Annotated in this window: 17 protein-coding genes; 9 read left to right on the plus strand and 8 right to left on the minus strand. The window is 53.0% G+C overall.

Features of this window, described 5'->3' with window-relative positions:
- Window positions 1–57 precede the first annotated feature (57 nt).
- The 3 genes from hemB (at window position 58) to KO508_RS04525 (ending at window position 4,606) form a co-directional block, all read left to right on the plus strand.
- Entirely contained in the window at window positions 58–1,074 is a 1,017-nt protein-coding gene (hemB, locus tag KO508_RS04515; RefSeq protein WP_216007104.1) for a porphobilinogen synthase, read from the plus strand.
- An 80-nt stretch (window positions 1,075–1,154) separates the two neighbouring features.
- Window positions 1,155–3,296: a polyphosphate kinase 1 gene (ppk1, locus tag KO508_RS04520; protein WP_216007105.1), complete on the plus strand. Its 2,142-nt coding sequence runs from the start codon at window positions 1,155–1,157 to the stop codon at window positions 3,294–3,296.
- 23 nt (window positions 3,297–3,319) lie between these two features.
- Window positions 3,320–4,606 (plus strand): DUF945 family protein, encoded by a 1,287-nt coding sequence (locus KO508_RS04525; RefSeq protein ID WP_216007106.1) that lies wholly within the window; start codon window positions 3,320–3,322, stop codon window positions 4,604–4,606.
- 56 nt (window positions 4,607–4,662) lie between these two features.
- Here the strand turns inward: KO508_RS04525 and coaD are convergent, their stop codons facing one another.
- The 4 genes from coaD to KO508_RS04545 all read right to left on the minus strand — a co-directional run bounded on the left by coaD (window position 4,663) and on the right by KO508_RS04545 (window position 9,062).
- Complete coding sequence (gene coaD, locus KO508_RS04530) at window positions 4,663–5,145, minus strand: pantetheine-phosphate adenylyltransferase (RefSeq protein WP_216007107.1); 483 nt, start codon at window positions 5,143–5,145, stop codon at window positions 4,663–4,665.
- Window positions 5,146–5,261: 116 nt separating this feature from the next.
- The gene (locus tag KO508_RS04535; RefSeq protein ID WP_216007108.1) at window positions 5,262–6,854 is read right to left on the minus strand and encodes a GMC family oxidoreductase; all 1,593 of its coding nucleotides are present in this window, start codon (window positions 6,852–6,854) and stop codon (window positions 5,262–5,264) included.
- Window positions 6,855–6,910: 56 nt separating this feature from the next.
- Window positions 6,911–7,546, minus strand: coding sequence for a hypothetical protein (locus KO508_RS04540; RefSeq protein ID WP_216007109.1), 636 nt, complete (start codon window positions 7,544–7,546; stop codon window positions 6,911–6,913).
- Window positions 7,547–7,616: 70 nt separating this feature from the next.
- Window positions 7,617–9,062, minus strand: coding sequence for a coniferyl aldehyde dehydrogenase (locus KO508_RS04545; protein ID WP_216007110.1), 1,446 nt, complete (start codon window positions 9,060–9,062; stop codon window positions 7,617–7,619).
- 177 nt (window positions 9,063–9,239) lie between these two features.
- Here KO508_RS04545 and KO508_RS04550 point away from each other — a divergent pair, with 177 nt between their 5' ends.
- Window positions 9,240–9,920, plus strand: a complete 681-nt coding sequence (locus KO508_RS04550) for a TetR/AcrR family transcriptional regulator (protein WP_216007111.1) — start codon at window positions 9,240–9,242, stop codon at window positions 9,918–9,920.
- A gap of 197 nt (window positions 9,921–10,117) precedes the next feature.
- Here KO508_RS04550 and yihA read toward each other — a convergent pair whose 3' ends face one another.
- Window positions 10,118–10,756: a ribosome biogenesis GTP-binding protein YihA/YsxC gene (gene yihA, locus KO508_RS04555; protein ID WP_216007112.1), complete on the minus strand. Its 639-nt coding sequence runs from the start codon at window positions 10,754–10,756 to the stop codon at window positions 10,118–10,120.
- A 173-nt stretch (window positions 10,757–10,929) separates the two neighbouring features.
- On the opposite strand from yihA, the gene KO508_RS04560 reads away from it, so the two are divergent.
- From KO508_RS04560 to KO508_RS04570, 3 genes are all read left to right on the plus strand, one after another.
- Window positions 10,930–11,538 (plus strand): c-type cytochrome, encoded by a 609-nt coding sequence (locus KO508_RS04560; RefSeq protein ID WP_216007113.1) that lies wholly within the window; start codon window positions 10,930–10,932, stop codon window positions 11,536–11,538.
- Window positions 11,539–11,685: 147 nt separating this feature from the next.
- Window positions 11,686–12,321, plus strand: a complete 636-nt coding sequence (locus KO508_RS04565) for a thiol:disulfide interchange protein DsbA/DsbL (RefSeq protein WP_216007114.1) — start codon at window positions 11,686–11,688, stop codon at window positions 12,319–12,321.
- A gap of 10 nt (window positions 12,322–12,331) precedes the next feature.
- Entirely contained in the window at window positions 12,332–13,192 is an 861-nt protein-coding gene (locus KO508_RS04570; RefSeq protein ID WP_216007115.1) for an endonuclease/exonuclease/phosphatase family protein, read from the plus strand.
- A 66-nt stretch (window positions 13,193–13,258) separates the two neighbouring features.
- Here KO508_RS04570 and rpmG read toward each other — a convergent pair whose 3' ends face one another.
- From rpmG to radC, 3 genes are all read right to left on the minus strand, one after another.
- Entirely contained in the window at window positions 13,259–13,414 is a 156-nt protein-coding gene (gene rpmG / locus KO508_RS04575) for a 50S ribosomal protein L33 (protein WP_071263342.1), read from the minus strand.
- Window positions 13,415–13,425: 11 nt separating this feature from the next.
- Window positions 13,426–13,662: a 50S ribosomal protein L28 gene (gene rpmB / locus KO508_RS04580; protein WP_071263340.1), complete on the minus strand. Its 237-nt coding sequence runs from the start codon at window positions 13,660–13,662 to the stop codon at window positions 13,426–13,428.
- Between the two features lie 217 nt (window positions 13,663–13,879).
- Complete coding sequence (gene radC, locus KO508_RS04585) at window positions 13,880–14,554, minus strand: RadC family protein (RefSeq protein WP_216007116.1); 675 nt, start codon at window positions 14,552–14,554, stop codon at window positions 13,880–13,882.
- Window positions 14,555–14,729: 175 nt separating this feature from the next.
- On the opposite strand from radC, the gene coaBC reads away from it, so the two are divergent.
- The gene (coaBC, locus tag KO508_RS04590; protein WP_216007117.1) at window positions 14,730–15,929 is read left to right on the plus strand and encodes a bifunctional phosphopantothenoylcysteine decarboxylase/phosphopantothenate--cysteine ligase CoaBC; all 1,200 of its coding nucleotides are present in this window, start codon (window positions 14,730–14,732) and stop codon (window positions 15,927–15,929) included.
- Between the two features lies 1 nt (window position 15,930).
- A complete protein-coding gene (gene dut / locus KO508_RS04595; RefSeq protein WP_216007118.1) occupies window positions 15,931–16,392 on the plus strand; it encodes a dUTP diphosphatase in 462 nt (153 codons plus the stop codon).
- The last annotated feature ends 84 nt before the right edge of the window (window positions 16,393–16,476 follow it).

Genomic DNA, 16,476 nt, shown 5'->3' on the forward strand with positions numbered 1-16,476 from the left:
TTTCGGGCACCCGGATTTTCGGTTCAACTCGTTGTCGTGCCACTCAGGAGGTTTTCCGTGCCTTTATCAACACCCCGCACCTTTCCCGGTACCCGTTTGCGTCGCAATCGCGCCAGTGATTTTTCTCGCCGGCTGGCGAGGGAAAACCAGCTCACACCAGATAACCTGATCTATCCGGTTTTTGTGCTTGAAGGTGAAGGGCAACGCGAGCAAGTGTCATCCATGCCGGGTGTCGATCGCCTCAGCATTGATCTGTTGGTTGAACAAGCGGCGGAACTGGTAGAGCTCGGCATTCCAGCAATAGCCTTATTCCCGGTGGTCGCGGCGGACAAAAAGAATTTGTCTGGCTCAGGTGCCTGGGACTCGGATGGTCTTGCACAGCGCGCTGTACGAGCGCTAAAAAAAGCGTATCCCGAATTGGGTGTTATCACAGACGTAGCGCTGGATCCCTTCACCACCCATGGTCAGGATGGCATCATCGATAATGACGGCTACGTACTGAACGATGTCACCGTTGAAGCGCTGGTCAATCAAGCGCTGTCCCATGCCGATGCCGGTGCGGATGTTGTTGCTCCTTCCGATATGATGGATGGCCGTGTTGCCGCCATCCGCGAAGCTCTGGAATCTGCAGGGCATGTGAATACTCGCATTTTGGCTTATTCAGCGAAGTATGCATCTGCTTATTACGGCCCATTCCGGGACGCAGTCGGCTCTGCCGCAAACCTCGGTAAAAGCAACAAGTCGACCTACCAAATGGATCCGGCCAACAGCAACGAAGCAATTCATGAAGTGATGATGGACCTTGCTGAAGGGGCAGACATGGTGATGATCAAACCCGGCATGCCGTATCTAGACATAGTGCACCGGGTGAAAACCGAACTACAGGTGCCAACCTTCGTATATCAAGTCAGTGGCGAATACGCCATGCATATGGCTGCGGAGCAGAACGGCTGGCTTGATGGTGATGCCGTGGTTATGGAAAGTTTGATGTCTATGCGCCGTGCCGGCGCGGACGGAATCCTGACTTACTTCGCTGTGCGAGCGGCCCGCCTGATGCGGGATCAGAGACGCTAGAATCGCTGCTGGACTATCCTCCGCGGGACTATCCACCGCCGGAAGTTGGCCTGCGGTAAATCAGACAGGAACTGAATACCATGAGAACGGAAATCGCCAGAAATCTGACAGCGGAAGGGGAGCAAAGTGTACCCGCTCCGATAGAAATTCCGCCGGTGGGTGAAGTGATCAACTTGGATGCCAGCGAAAACTACTTCAACCGAGAGTTGAGCCAGCTTCAGTTCAATTATCGGGTGTTGAAGCAGGCGCTTGATACCACCCATCCGCTGATTAACCGGTTGATTTTTTGCTGCATTTTTAGCAGCAACATGGATGAGTTCTTCGAGATACGAGTAGCTGGCTTGCGTCAGCAGATTAAGTACGGCCGGGAAACTCTGGGCGCTGACGGCATCATGCCTGAACAAGCACTGAGCGAGATTAGCCGTGTTGCTCATGAGTACATTGATGAGCAGTACGACATTCTGAATCACGTGCTGATTCCGGAGATGGAAAAACAGAATATTCACTTTGTGCGGCGCCGGGAATGGACGCCAGAGCAAGCAGAGTGGGTGCGCAACTATTTTGAGGATGAAATTCTGCCGGTGGTGAGCCCTATCGGGTTGGACCCATCGCACCCGTTTCCCCGTCTGGTGAACAAGAGTTTAAACTTTATTGTTGAGCTTGATGGCAAGGACGCGTTTGGTCGTGAAACCGGTATGGCCATCGTGCCAGCGCCGCGTTCGCTGCCAAGACTCGTGCGCCTGCCGGATGACGTCTGTAGCGGCGGCGAAAATCTGGTGTTTCTGTCGTCGATGATTCACGCCCACACCGACGAGCTTTTCCCAGGCATGGAGGTAAAAGGTTGCTATCAATTCCGGCTAACCCGCAACGCCGATCTGGAGCTGGAAGACGACCTTGAAGATTTGGCGTCTGCTCTGCGCGGTGAGTTGCTCAGCCGTCGTTTTGGCGACGGAGTACGGCTGGAAGTGGCGGATAACTGCCCTCAGGAGTTGGTGCAGTTTTTGTTGACAGAATTCGGCCTTGGGCAACGAGATCTGTATCAGGTAAACGGGCCGGTCAACCTCACACGGTTGATGGCCGTGACCGGCTTGGTTGATCGCCAAGATCTGCTGTATTCCAGCTTTTCGCCCACCATACCGCGGCAAATTCGTAGCAGAGAAACGTTGTTCGACGCCATTCGAAAACGGCCGATTTTGCTGCATCATCCGTTTCAGAATTTCAGCCCGGTAGTGGATTTTCTGCGTCAGGCCGCGAAGGATCCGCAGGTGCTGGCAATTCGTCAAACGCTCTACCGCACAGGCGCCAACTCCGAGATTGTTGAAGCTTTGGCCGATGCCGCGAAGCGGGGCAAGGAAGTAACGGCGGTTGTTGAGCTGAGGGCACGATTTAGTGAGGCAGAAAACCTGGAACTGGCAAGCCGGTTGCAGGAGGCCGGGGTGATCGTGGTCTACGGCGTTGTTGGGTACAAAACCCACGCCAAGATGATTCTTATTGTGCGCCGGGAGGAAGGTCGCCTACGTCGTTATGTGCATTTAGGGACGGGCAATTACCATGCGGTCAACGCGCGGCTGTATACCGATTACAGCTACATGACGTGTGACGAATCCATTGGTGATGATGTCAATAAGCTGTTCCAGCAGTTAACCGGTATGGGCAAGGCTTTGAAGATTAAAAAGCTGTTCCATGCGCCGTTTACGCTCCACAAACGATTGCTCAGTCTTATTGAGCGTGAAGCAGAGCTCGGTGAAAAAGGGCGCATCATTATCAAGATCAATGCCCTCACCGAAATTCAGCTTATTAAGGCGCTGTACAGGGCCTCTCAGGCCGGGGTACAGGTAGACTTGATAGTGCGTGGTATTTGCAGCATCAGGCCCGGGGTTCCGGGGCTTTCGGATAACATTCGTGTGCGCTCCGTTGTGGGGCGGTTTCTGGAGCATACCCGAGCCTACTATTTTGGTAACGAGGGTAAGCCAGACGTTTACTGTTCAAGCGCGGATTGTATGGAGCGCAACTTGTTAAGCCGAGTTGAAACTGCCTTCCCTATAGAAGATCCGGAGCTTATAGCGCGAGTGAAGGAAGACTTGGATACCTATCTTGCAGACAACTGTCAGTCCTGGGTGTTGCAACCAGATGGTGGCTACATTCAGAACCAGCCAGCCGAGGGTGAGGAGCGAGTGGCCTCACAGGTGGTGCTGTTGGAACGCCTGACTGGCAAAACCTGACATTTTCTAAATGGAGAGAGTACTTGAAAGCAAAGTGGATAATTGCCGGTGCAGGTGTACTGGTTGTCGCTGGTGCAATGCCATGGGTCGTGGGGTATGTAACTGAGCAGCAGTGGCAGCAGGTGAATCAGGAGTTAAATCAGGCGCAGCCGTTTTTACAGATGCAAACAGAAGACTACCGCCGAGGGTTCCTTAGTTCGAACTTGAACGGCGCTATAACTGTGTTGAACCCCGAAACCGGCGAGACTCGCCGTATAGACTACCGTGCCGATGTAACCCATGGCATTACCGGTAGCTTTATGGACTTTGAGCCAGTTGACGGCTGGGCGCCTGAAGGCGCGGACTGGTTTCAAGAGCGACCAAGGCTAACTCTCGAAACGCGCCTTTGGGGTGTTGCCATACTTGAGTTGGAAGCACCGGCTATTGCGATCAACAATCCTGACAGCGGTGAGTCGTTTAGAACCAGTGGCGGTGTTGCACGTATTGAAATCAATGATACTGGATCTCAAGCGGAGGCACTGATTGTTTGGCCGCAACTTAGCCTCTCCGGCCCTGAGATGAGTGTTCGCGTTAATGGGTTCCGTGTAGAGCAGAGCATGGCCCATCTGGAAGGGGATGTTTGGACAGGAAGCATGGAGGCGTCCATAGATTCTGTTGCTTTAACGTCTCCCGAAATGTCCCCGCTAACCATAGAAGGTGTCTTTGCCCACAGCAGCACCGAAGCAAAACGGGACGGGCAGCGCCTAGATTCGAAAATGACGATTGAGGCGGAGAAGGTTCTGTTTGAAGACGAGGTTTACGGCCCGCATAAACTGGCATTCGCACTCGATAATCTGGACGTAGCGAGTTGGAATATTCTGACTTCAAGCATGACAGACCTGCAAAGTTTGACTTTAGCGCCTACTTCCAGCGGCCCTGAAATGTTTGAGAAACAGATGGCGGCCATGGGGCAAGTTACTACGGCTATGCGTGATCTGGCGGCTGCAGGGTTTTCCGTGGGCTTCTCCGAGCTGACTATGGATACACCTGAGGGCGAGATAACGGGCCATGCAGTTATTCGCCACCCGGAACTCACAGCAGATGAGAAAGCGGGAATGCTGTTGGTGATGCAGCAGCTAGCCGGGGAAATGAGCTTGAGCGTGCCTTCTGTGCTGGTAGATGACTACCCAGCGGTGCGCTTGCAACTTGCGCCGCTTGTTAAGCAGGGCTTGTTGGTGCCCGATGGTGACAGGTTGGTGCTGGCGGCTAAGCTGAATGACATGATGGTTGACGTTAACGGCCAGAAAATTCCGTTGCCGCCGCTGTTCTAAGGTAGCGTCAAGAAAAAAGCCCCTGCTTGGGGCTTTTTTCTTATACGGCGTTAGGCCTAAGCCCCTCTGAATTTCTCTTTCAAGGCAGCCCCTACTACCGGGTCAACAAATTCAGACACATCCCCGCTTAAAGAGGCGATTTCGCGGATAAGGCTGGAAGAAATATAGGACAGGTGGTTCGACGGTGTTAAAAATACGCTTTCCAGCTCTGGCGCCAAGCGACGGTTCATATCTGCAAGTTGAAATTCGTATTCGAAATCGGAGACGGCCCGCAGGCCACGAAGAATCACCGTGGCGCCTTGGTCACGAACAAAATCGGCGAGTAAATAGCTAAAGCCTGTCACGCTGACATTTGGGATGCCGGTGGTTGCCTGCCGCACCAACTCGCAGCGCTCTTCCAGATCAAATAATGGCTGTTTCTTCGAGTTATAGGCAACGGCTACCACAACCTCATCAAACATGCGGCTGGCACGTTTTATAAGATCCGTGTGGCCATTGGTGATGGGATCAAAGGTGCCAGGATAAATGACTTTAGGCATGCATAGCTCCTCATTTTAATAGGCGCCCAGAATATCAGCATTTCAGCGCATTCTGTAGACCGACTGAAAGTCCTCCTGCGCCGGTACGTAGCGCTGAGAGTTTCCGTTCGGGCGTTTTACGCTTTGAGCCTTTGGGCCAATCGCGTGCTGTTTCGTGCAGCCAAGGCATACACAGACAGTTGTGGATTGGCGCCTATGCTGGTGGGGAATATCGAGGCGTCGTGTACGCTGAGGTTGCTAACCTGATGGTGCTCGCCAAACCCATTGACCACAGATTCTTCAGGGTTGCTTCCCATTCCGCAACCGCCCATTTGGTGTGCGGTGAACAAGCGAACCCGGTGGGGCTTCATGGAAAAGCCATCGATGGCCGCTTTGGCATCGGCCCAGCTGGAGTACCAGTCAGAGTCCAAATGCATCAACCGTACTTTTTTGGCGCCAGCGGCAAATTGAATTTCCGCCATGGTGTAGAACGCGTTGCGCAGCCCCTTCCAAAGATAATCACTGATCGGGTAATCCAGCATCGGGCTGCCATCGTCTCGCAAAGATACTGTGCCGCCGGTGCTGTTTTCGTGAAACCCGTCCCGCACCAGTGCGATAACCGACTGCATCCAGGGTAAGCTAGCCAGATTTTTAGTCTGTTCGTCGCCATGCCCGGGTACAACACCGGCAGACATGGCCGGGTGCAGCGGTGGCACTTCCAACTTGTAACCTGCGTCCCCATCTACGCCGTCGCGGAAGTTGAACTCGTCGGAATAAACCGACTGCGGCGCACCGTAAAACGGATCTACCAATTTCGGCATTTGTGCAACGCTGGCGTTCACCGGGTGAATAAAGGATCGCTTTCCCAAGCGCTCGTAGGGGTCGGGCAGTTTGGAGCGCAGCAGTAGGCCGGGGGAGCCTATCGCACTGGCGGCAACCACAAAGTGCTTGGCTTTAAGCGTAACGGTTATATTGGTGGGCGTAATCCCATCGCTGGCCATTGCTATGGCTTGCAAGGCATCAATTTTGTCCTGTTTCATCACCAGCCGCTCGGCGCGCAGCCCGTGGTATAGGGTGGCATTATTATCTAGCGCACCGGGAATGGTGGTCATTAATGCACCTTGTTTGGCGTTGGTTGGGCAACCCACGCCACAGTAGCCCAGATTCCAGCAGCCTTTGACGTTACGCGGGATCACCTGCCAGCTAAAGCCCAGCTTTTCGCAACCTTGGCGCAATATGTCGTTATTAAGATTGGGCGCCATTTCCCAAGGTGACATGGAGTGCCGTGCTTCACGGCCTTCAAACCAGGGTGCCATAGCCTGTGGGCTCAGTGCCTCTAGGCCAAACTGCTTAACCCAATAGCTGAGCGTTGCATCCGGGGTGCGAAAACTGCTGGTCCAGTTCACCGTGGTCGAGCCGCCTACGCAGCGGCCTTGCAAAATCGCAATGGCACCGTCTTTAGTCGTGCGGCTCATGCCCTCCTGATAGAGATTGGCATAGGACGTAAGTTCGTCCATTTTGAAGTCTTTTTGGTAGTACAGGCGACCCTCTTCTACCAAAATAACGGAGAGGCCGCTCTTGGCGAGAATTTCTGCGGTGGTTCCGCCACCTGCGCCCGTACCGACAATAACCACATCCGCTTCTGCCGTGTGGTTCTCGGTCAGCGTGGCGCCGTCGATGACGTTCCAGCCGGATTCCAGCCCCTGGGCAATGCGATCGTTGAACGACATGATTGGTGGTTTCCCTTTAATAAAAATAACAGCGGGCTTAATCCGCAGGCTGAAGATCAGGCTTTACGGAATTGCGGCAGGGCTTGAACCGCCCACTCGGGTGGGCCTGGGTAACCGGAAAGGTGCCAGTTCTCCTGGTAGCCGTAAAACGCCACGTTGCTGATTTTGGTCAGGGCCATGTAGCCATTATTGAACAACCCGATACTGCTTGAGCGCCAGCGTTCGAGAAATCCGTTGGCCTGTTTCGTGGTGACATTCGGCCAAGGTGACCAAAGCCGTGCGATGGTGACCCGGGTAACGCCTAAGTTGAGCAGATCAAACAGTTGTCTGAGCTCTTTTTGGTTGGCAGGCCCGAATTTTTGGATACCTGCGTCAATACGCTCGACGGTGCTGGCAATAACCATGCGTCGGGCATTGGCTGGCTCCGGTAGGGCGGAACCGAGAATGGCCGGTAGCAGAGCTTCGAAGAGTTTGATGTCGTCCGCTGTCAGGAACTGGAACTTGTACCGTGCATCCATGCGTGTTTCAACAGCGCCTAACCGCCCAGCTGGTGAAGTTGCGCAGCCGCTTAGGCCTGCAGTTACACTAATGGTGCCCAAAAATAAGGCGCCACCCAGCCCGGTACGAAGGAAGCTGCGCCGGTCCAAAGATATCGAGTCCTGCCCTTCGGGTAGGGTGAGGGGGTCGGTCATAATTGGCTCACTCTTATTTTTAGTATGGCGATTACCGGGGCTCTATAGCCCCGGCTGCAATGCAAGGCGCTTAGCGGATAAAGAATTTGTAGATCATTTTATGGGCGGATGTCCCATAAGGAGGATAAACAAATTTGCCGCTGTTGAACTTCTGTTTGGCAAAAATAGCTCGTTGGTGCGAGAAGGTCAGGAAGCCTTCCTTGCCATGGTAGTGACCCATGCCTGAATCGCCTACGCCACCGAAGGGAAGGTCGTCCTGGGCTACGTGCATCAGGGAATCGTTAATGCACATACCCCCCGAGAGAGTGTGATCGATCACTTGCTTTTGCTGGTCGCGGTCGTAGCCAAAAAAGTACAGGGCCAGAGGTCGCGGGCGGTCGTTAATGAACTGAATCGCCTCATCAAAGTTGCCGTAACTCACAATCGGCAGGATAGGCCCGAAGATTTCATCCTGCATCAGCTTCATGTCCGGCGTGGTTTTCAATACCAGTGTTACCGGAATCTTATGGGTGCCGTCGCCCATGTTTTCCTGTGCAGGGTTCATCTCAATCAGCTCGGCGCCTTTAGCTTTGGCGTCCTCAAGATAACCCTTCAGACGCTTGTACTGGCGCTCATTGATAATGGCCGTGTAGTCATCGTTATCCCGCAGGGAAGGGTACATTTCCGCAAACTGGGCGCGGAACTCGTCTACGAAAGCCTGAGTGCGGCCGGCCGGGCAAAGTACGTAATCCGGCGCCACACAGGTTTGACCTGCGTTGAATGCCTTGCCGAATGCAATACGCTGCGCCGCATCCTCCAAAGGCACGTCTGGAGAAACAATAGCGGGTGATTTGCCGCCCAGCTCCAGAGTTACGGGTGTTAGGTTCTCGGAAGCGGCCCGCATCACTAACTTGCCTACAGATGTGGAACCGGTGAACAGCATGTGATCGAAAGGCCGTGCGGAAAAGTCAGCCGCAACGTCGGCTTCGCCATTGATTACGGCCACTAGATCTTCCGGAAAAGTGGCTTCAATTAGTTCTTTGAACAGAGCTGATGTATGTGGCGTGAATTCGGACATTTTGATCATGGTGCGGTTTCCCGCGGCGAGAGAGGCAACAAGAGGCCCCACAGCCAGATACAGCGGGTAATTCCAAGGCACAATCACGCCAACAACGCCTTTCGGCTGGTAGCAGACCTTATTGCTGGCAGGCCGGAAGAGAATGGATACGTGCCGGCGAGAAGGCTTCATCCAGCCTTCGAGGTTTTTCAAGGTGTAATTAATACCTTGAATGGAAGGCATGACTTCTGCAATGAGTGATTCGTCCCGGGAGCGGCAGGAAAAATCCCGGTCAATGGCATCCACAATGCGATCCTGATAGGACAGCAGGGCTTGTTTGAGCCGATTCAGGTTTTCCTGACGCTCCGCCAGCGACGGCGTAGGGTGGTCGTGAAACGCCTTTTTTTGTACTCCAAACACCCGGTGGGTCTGCTGAATGTGACTATTGCTCTCTGTGAGCTGAACTGCGCTGGCACCCATGGTGTCCTCCCTTTGGCTCCGCCGTTTAGCGGCGATAGCCTGATGTATTGTTATGGCGAAAAAACGCTCAATTTGCACTGGAAGGTATTATTAGAGTATATACTCTAGTGAGTCAAGCAGCTCCAATGGCGAATCAGGCCATCTGTGAGCTGTAAAACAACAAACGCCGATGAGCCTATGAAAACCAGAGACAAAATATTGCTGTCGAGTCTTGAGCTGTTTAATGAGCAGGGCGAGCGAAACGTAACAACCAATCACATTGCGGCGCATTTGGCGATATCGCCGGGCAACCTCTATTACCACTTTCGCAACAAGTCCGACATTATTTACGAGATATTTCAGGAATACGAAAAACTGGTGGACTACTACCTTGATATTCCTGAGGGCCGAGTGCTGACGCTGGACGACATGACGTTTTATCTAGAATCGGTGTTTGATGGTCTTTGGAGTTACCGGTTTTTTCATCGAGATCTGGAATACTTGTTAGATAGGGATTCACGTTTGCGCGACGACTACCGCGAATTTACCAACCGGTGCCTCGCGGCCATAAGCCTTATTTTCGAAAAGCTGGCAGATGGCGGCATTTTGGAGCCCCAGCCAGAAAGCCTCCGTTCAGCCATGTCGCTGAATGTTTGGTTGGTTATTACCAATTGGATGGCGTTTCTGAAAACAGCTCATGGGGAGAAAGCGTCCGCCTGCCTGACATTGCGGGAGCTTAAGCAGGGTATTTATCAGGTATTAACGCTCGAAATACCCTACCTGACGCCAGCGTACCGTGAGCAGGTTATGACGTTGCGGGAAAAATACCGGCCAAAGATGCCTGAACAGGAAGGTGCGAGTGAAACTTCGGTGGGTTGACTAAGGGTGTACGGGTACTGGGGGGGCAGTGTTGCAACTTTCTGGCTCGGAACTTTTTCAGCAGGGGGGTGTCACAATGGTCGGCGCAGGGAATTCGGACATTTCCAGCGCCTCCTGAGGGAGTTCTCAGGTTTTAGCACGTCGCAAACCCTGATGTTTTACCGGCCTGACTTTTTTTCAGGCCGGTTTTTTCATTCCTATCGAAGATCTTCACTGGCGTTTTCCAGCCAGTCTGTCAGTGCCGCCCGGCACTCATCAACACCGCGTTTTGATGTTGATGAAAACATAACCAAGTGCTCGACACAGGTAAATTCCTGAAGCTTTTTGGAAATTTCCAGCATGGTGGTTTTGGCTTGCCCGAATTTAAGTTTGTCGGCTTTTGTGGCCAGAATCATCAGCGGCAACTTGTTATGTTCGCACCATTCCACCATCATTTGGTCAAATTCGGTAAGTGGGTGGCGGATATCCATTACCAAAACCAGACCGCGTAAACACTGACGGTCGTTCAGGTATTGCCCGAGGTGTTTTTGCCAGTCATCTTTCATGTCTCGGGAGACTTTCGCGTAGCCGTATCCCGGCAGGTCTACTAGCCGAGCATTTTCGCGGTTTAGGGAAAAAAAGTTGATTAAACGCGTGCGCCCTGGCGTTTTACTGGTGCGGGCGAGTTTGCCGTTGGCAGTAATTGCGTTCATGGCGCTGGACTTTCCTGCGTTTGAGCGTCCGGCGAAAGCCACTTCTGCGCCAGTGTCAGGCGGGCAGTCTTCCAGTCGGGGCGCGCTTATTAGGAAGCGAGCGCTGTTAAAAGAGATGCTTTTTTGAGTCAGGTCAGAGTCCACAGCGGTTGGCTTTCCTTTGGATTTCAGTTATCAGGGATTAATGTATAATGCTACACCAATTCCGGGCGGTACGCTTGGCGTAACCGCTGTCAGCCTTGGTCTTGAGCCTGACTGAACAGCGCCTGCCAGCTGCAAACTAAGAATATTTTCGAGATGAGAGAAGCGGAGCGAGCATGAAGAAACTGATCGCAGGATTTGTTTTCGGCCTTGGCCTTACAGCTATGGCGCACGGAGCAGGGGATCCTGAAGCAGGCAAGCAAGCGGCGGCAGCCTGTCAGGCATGTCACGGCCAGGGTGGAGCCAAGCCAATTATGGGTGCCTATCCGAAAATATCCGGGCTGGGCGAAAAGTATTTGTACAACCAGTTAGTGGCGATCCAAGAAGATGCTCGTCCGATCCCAGAGATGACCGGCCAGCTTACGGGAAAGTCAAAACAGGAGCTTGAGGATCTTGCAGCTTACTTTGCGAGCCAAGAGATGGTTGTAAGTCAGGCTGACCCAGAATTGGTAGAGAAAGGCGCTGCGCTTTATCGCGGTGGCAATATGGCCTCTGGCGTTCCAGCCTGTGCGGCGTGCCATAACCCGCAGGGTAAGGGTAACGGGCCTGCCGGCTATCCGCATATTGGTGGCCAGAATGCAGAGTATCTAGCTAAGCAGCTAGAAGCCTACCGCGATGGTACTCGGGCGAACGGCGCTAATGCGGCGATCATGATGGACGTATCTGCCAGATTGACCGATGCGGAAATTGAAGCGGTTTCCAGCTACATTTCTGGTCTGAACTGATATAGGCCTTCTCAGCTTGACGAAAAACCCCGCCTTGCGCGGGGTTTTTCGTCTGTCGATCCTGTAATCCACAAACTGTGGAACTTTTCAGGCTCGGTTGGTCATAATATCCCCTATAACGACACTTATGAATTTTGGAGATACTTCATGTTTCGAGCACTTAGATCGGTTGGCTTGTTTTTGGTGGTTCTGACCGTATTTGGTCAAGCCAATGCGGCAGACTGGCAGGAAGGAACGCATTACAAAAAGCTCGACACCCCGGTGCGGACAGATACTGATTCAGGTATCGAGGTTGCAGAGGTTTTCTGGTACGGCTGCCCGCACTGCTATAACTTCAAGCCGCTAGCTGAGAGCTGGGAAGCCAAAGCTCCGGATGATGTAAATTATGTACGCATTCCTGCGGCTCTGGGGCGCTCCTGGGTTCCCCATGCTCAAGCCTTCTATGCGCTTGAGGCCATGAACTCGTTAGATAAAGTGCACGATGCCCTGTTTGAAGCATTGGCGGGCCAGCGTCGGCCACTAAATGACGGAGAGTCTCTGGCGAATTTTGTTGCGGGTCATGGAGTCGATCGTGAGGAGTTTCTGAATAACTTCAACGGTTTTGGTGTCAATGCACGTATGCAGCAGGCTCAGTCCAAAATTCGTGGTGCGCGCATTACGGGCACACCGACTATGCTGGTGAATGGCAAGTACACGGTTAGTGCGTCCATGGCCGGTAGTCTGGAGGCAGTGCTGGCGGTAGTGGATTATTTGGTAGAGAAAGAGCGCTCTGCAGCTAAATAACAGCAACACTATGTATAAACGCTTCAGGAAGCAGCTTAATGGCATTCTCAGCGCCCGAGATGAGTCGAAAGGCTCAAACTCGGGCCTTGAGCATGTGCCCGAGTTTGAGCCCCAGCGTCACCTCCGGTTGCTTACGTTTAATATACAAGTGGGTATCAACACCTCCTCTTACCGTCACTATCTAACCAGAAGCTGGCAGCACTTCCTTCCCCACCGCAATCGCATCGAGAATTTGGATCGCATAGCCTCGTTGCTTAGCAACTACGATGTAGTGGCGCTGCAGGAGTGTGACGGAGGGAGTTTACGCAGCGGTCATATCAATCAGGTTCAGTATCTCGCCGAAGCGGCGGGTATTCCTTACTGGCATCAACAGTTGAATCGTAACTTGGGCCAGATTGCCCAGCATAGCAACGGCTTGCTGAGCCGGTTCCGGCCCTTGGATGTAAAAGAGTACAAGTTGCCGGGTCGGCTTCCCGGAAGAGGTGCGATTGTAGCCCGCTATGGCACTGAAGAAGATCCGCTGGTTTTGGTGATGATGCACCTCGCACTGAGTAAGTCGGGGCAGCAGCGCCAGCTGGGCTTTATCAGCGAGTTGATATCAAAGTACCGGCATGTGGTGTTGATGGGTGATATGAATGCCCATGCTGAGCAGCTGTTAACCCAGACCCCGTTGAAAGAGACAGACCTGATACCTCTGCCGGACAGTGCCCACAGCTTTCCAAGCTGGCGGCCCGAGAAGGCGCTGGATCATATTCTGGTGAGTCCAAGTTTGCAGATAAGAAACTCGGAAGTGGTGAGCTATCCCATGTCCGATCACTTGCCGATTGCTATGGATATAGCGTTGCCAGACGGGTACCTGAAAAAGTTCTGACAAAATCGAAGCACATACAAAAAAACTCGGCAGTGCCGAGTTTTTTTGTGGATCCAAGATCAGAAATTACTTGATCTTGGCTTCCTTGTACGCAACGTGCTTGCGGACAACCGGATCGTACTTTTTGATCTCGATTTTTTCCGGAGTGTTACGCTTATTCTTCATGGTCGTGTAGAAGTGACCCGTGCCTGCTGATGAAACCAGCTTGATTTTTTCGCGCATGATGCGGCTCCTTATACTTTCTCGCCGCGGGCACGAAGATCGGCCAATACAGCGTCAATACCATTTTTATCGATGATGCGCATACCCTTGGTAGAGGTGCGCAGCCTTACGAAACGCTTTTCAGACTCAACCCAAAAGCGCTTGCTTTGCAGGTTAGGCAGAAAGCGACGACGGGTGTGGTTCATCGCGTGAGAAACATTGTTACCGGAAACCGGACGCTTACCGGTTACCTGACAAACTCTGGACATACTTGCCTCCGACCTGAGCAATGGTCTTAATAAATACGAATTCGATTTTAATGCGTCTCTGGTTGCCGAGGAACGGTTAAGTTCCCGTTTGCGCCCCTGAACTGAACGCTGCTCGCCAGACGCCGCCAGAAAGGGACGCTTTTATACCAGAACCAGCCCCCCAACGCAAAAAATTGTTGGGAATTTGGCCAGTTTTCCTGCATTCGCCTAGGATGGCTTACATCAATCCACGTTCTGCGAGCGATATTACCTCACCGTGGCCCACTACCATATGGTCAAGAACCCTGATATCCACAAGGCCAAGCGCTTCTTTTAAGCGTCTGGTTAGGGAAATATCAGCCTGACTGGGTTCGGCGACGCCGGAAGGGTGGTTGTGGGCAAAGATAACGGCGGCGGCATTATCTTCCAAAGCTTGACGTACAACCTCCCGAGGATATACGGCGGCTCCGTCAATGGTGCCCCGAAACAACTCTCGGTACTGGATAACCCGGTGCCTGTTGTCCAGAAATAGACCCGCGAAAACTTCGTGGGGGTAGGTGCCCAGCCGGCTTGTGAGAAAGCGCCGGGTATCCTCTGGTGAGCGCAACGGGTCACCTTGGCGCAAGGGTTCATCCATTACTCGCCGGGCCATTTCCATAGCAGCTTGAACCTGTGAGTATTTCGCGGTGCCTAGCCCTTTTACGTCGCAAAACTGTCTGCGGGAGGCCGTCAGTAGCCCGCGCAAGCCGGAAAATTCCTGCAAAAGAAAGCGTGAGAGCTCCATAACTGGCATACCGCTTGTGCCGGTGCGTAGAAAAATAGCCAGTAGCTCTGCGTCAGAGAGGCTTTCGGCGCCGTGGGCGAGCAATCGTTCACGGGGGCGCTCATCCATGGGCCAGATGGTATCGGTCATTTTGGCTTCCTTGCATAGTGATTGAAGGGGTTAGCGCTTCCTGTGCGCTTTCCATTTACACAGATTACTCCAAAAAGTAACAATCGGTAAACGTGCGGAGGGTCATGCAGGCTGTCGGTATGGCCAGAGCATGCTATCTTATAAGCCTTTCATTTTAAGCGGATACGGAGCCTTTATGGCCGTCAGAAACATCCTGCTGGGCATAACCGGCGGCATTGCAGCCTATAAAAGTGCCGAACTTGTGCGCCTGCTTAAAAAGGCTGGCTACGGGGTGAGGGTAGTTATGACCCAAGGGGCGGAAGCCTTCGTGACGCCTCTGACTTTTCAGGCCCTCAGTGGTGAGCCGGTGCGTACGTCTTTGCTTGACCCAGAAGCCGAAGCTGGTATGGGGCATATAGAACTGGCGAAATGGGCTGATCAGGTGGTTATTGCACCTGCCTCCGCAGATTTTATCGCAAGGCTCGCTCAAGGAATGGCTAACGACCTGCTAACGACGGTCTGTTGTGCAACCGTCGCCCCAATTGCCGTCGCGCCAGCCATGAATCAGGCAATGTGGAGCAACGAGCGCACCCAGCGCAATATTCGTTTGCTGGCGAGCGATTCGCAAATTACGCTCTGGGGGCCGGATCAAGGTGAGCAAGCCTGCGGCGATAATGGGCCAGGGCGCATGATTGAGGCCGCAATGATTGCTGACCTGATTATGGACAAGCAACATGGTGATAAAGGGCTTGCAGGAAAGCGTGTCGTTATCACCGCAGGCCCAACCCGTGAGCCGATCGATCCGGTGCGCTATATCAGCAACCACAGTTCGGGCAAGATGGGCTACGCACTGGCGGTGGCTGCAAGAGATGCTGGTGCCAAGGTTGTTCTGGTTAGCGGGCCGGTCAACTTGGAGTCTCCGGCGGGTGTCGACGTTCGCGCTGTAATTACAGCCGAGGATATGTTGAAGGCAGCTTCGTTAGCCGTTGATGAAGGCTGCGATTTGTTTGTCGCAACTGCGGCAGTGGCGGATTATCGGCCTGAAAATTGCGCCAGCGACAAGATCAAAAAGTCCAGTGAGACCATGGCCCTACCTCTCACGCGTAATCCCGACACATTAGCGACTATTGCAGGGCGCTCAGATGCGCCATTCACGGTGGGCTTTGCCGCTGAGACCTCCGACGTTGCTCATTACGCCAAAGACAAAATGCAGCGCAAAAATTTGCGCATGATTGTTGCCAACGATGTGTCGGCGCCGGGGTTAGGCTTTAACAGTGATGACAACGCGGTGACGGTATTCTGGTCGGGTGGGCAGGAAACGATAGGCCCAGACACTAAAAAACGTATTGCCTCACGCTTAATAGAGCTTATTGGCGAACGGCTGAAGCAGGAATAATATGAGCAAAAAGAATTTACAGGTGCGCATTCTCGATGACCGGATTGGTAACGACATTGCTTTCCCCGAGTACGCCACAAAAGGCTCTGCCGGTCTCGATTTGCGGGCCTGCCTCGATAGCCCTATTACATTAGCGCCAGGCGAAACAACATTAATTCAAACCGGGCTTTCCATCCACATTGCCGACCCATCTCTGGCCGCGATGATTCTGCCCCGAAGTGGGCTGGGGCACAAACACGGTATTGTGCTGGGTAATTTGGTAGGTTTGATTGATTCCGATTATCAGGGTGAGTTGATGGTGTCCTGTTGGAATCGTGGCAATGCAGCCTTTACGGTAGAAGTTGGGGAACGCATAGCCCAGCTGGTGCTGGTGCCGGTCATTCAAGCCGACTTTGAAATAGTTTCGGAGTTTGATGCCAGTTTAAGGGGTGAGGGCGGATTTGGTTCTACCGGAACCCGGTAACCTTAAGCCTTAACGCAGAAACCTGTCGCGGCGTCTATACTTTGCCGATACGTGCTTGTCCAGGACAAAAAGATAATTCGCAGG

It is taken from the genome of Marinobacter salexigens (assembly GCF_018860765.1).
GTDB classification, from domain to species: domain Bacteria; phylum Pseudomonadota; class Gammaproteobacteria; order Pseudomonadales; family Oleiphilaceae; genus Marinobacter; species Marinobacter salexigens_A.

Excerpts from the sequence above, each read along its gene's own strand:
- KO508_RS04560 (WP_216007113.1), top strand. The coding sequence starts at position 10,930 with ATGAAGAAACTGATCGCAGGATTTGTTTTCGGCCTTGGCCTTACAGCT.
- rpmB (WP_071263340.1), bottom strand. The coding sequence starts at position 13,662 with ATGTCCAGAGTTTGTCAGGTAACCGGTAAGCGTCCGGTTTCCGGTAAC.
- KO508_RS04550 (WP_216007111.1), top strand. The coding sequence starts at position 9,240 with ATGAAAACCAGAGACAAAATATTGCTGTCGAGTCTTGAGCTGTTTAAT.
- radC (WP_216007116.1), bottom strand. The coding sequence starts at position 14,554 with ATGACCGATACCATCTGGCCCATGGATGAGCGCCCCCGTGAACGATTG.
- ppk1 (WP_216007105.1), top strand. The coding sequence starts at position 1,155 with ATGAGAACGGAAATCGCCAGAAATCTGACAGCGGAAGGGGAGCAAAGT.
- KO508_RS04565 (WP_216007114.1), top strand. The coding sequence starts at position 11,686 with ATGTTTCGAGCACTTAGATCGGTTGGCTTGTTTTTGGTGGTTCTGACC.
- coaD (WP_216007107.1), bottom strand. The coding sequence starts at position 5,145 with ATGCCTAAAGTCATTTATCCTGGCACCTTTGATCCCATCACCAATGGC.
- dut (WP_216007118.1), top strand. The coding sequence starts at position 15,931 with ATGAGCAAAAAGAATTTACAGGTGCGCATTCTCGATGACCGGATTGGT.
- KO508_RS04540 (WP_216007109.1), bottom strand. The coding sequence starts at position 7,546 with ATGACCGACCCCCTCACCCTACCCGAAGGGCAGGACTCGATATCTTTG.
- rpmG (WP_071263342.1), bottom strand. The coding sequence starts at position 13,414 with ATGCGCGAAAAAATCAAGCTGGTTTCATCAGCAGGCACGGGTCACTTC.
- coaBC (WP_216007117.1), top strand. The coding sequence starts at position 14,730 with ATGGCCGTCAGAAACATCCTGCTGGGCATAACCGGCGGCATTGCAGCC.
- KO508_RS04570 (WP_216007115.1), top strand. The coding sequence starts at position 12,332 with ATGTATAAACGCTTCAGGAAGCAGCTTAATGGCATTCTCAGCGCCCGA.
- KO508_RS04535 (WP_216007108.1), bottom strand. The coding sequence starts at position 6,854 with ATGTCGTTCAACGATCGCATTGCCCAGGGGCTGGAATCCGGCTGGAAC.
- KO508_RS04545 (WP_216007110.1), bottom strand. The coding sequence starts at position 9,062 with ATGGGTGCCAGCGCAGTTCAGCTCACAGAGAGCAATAGTCACATTCAG.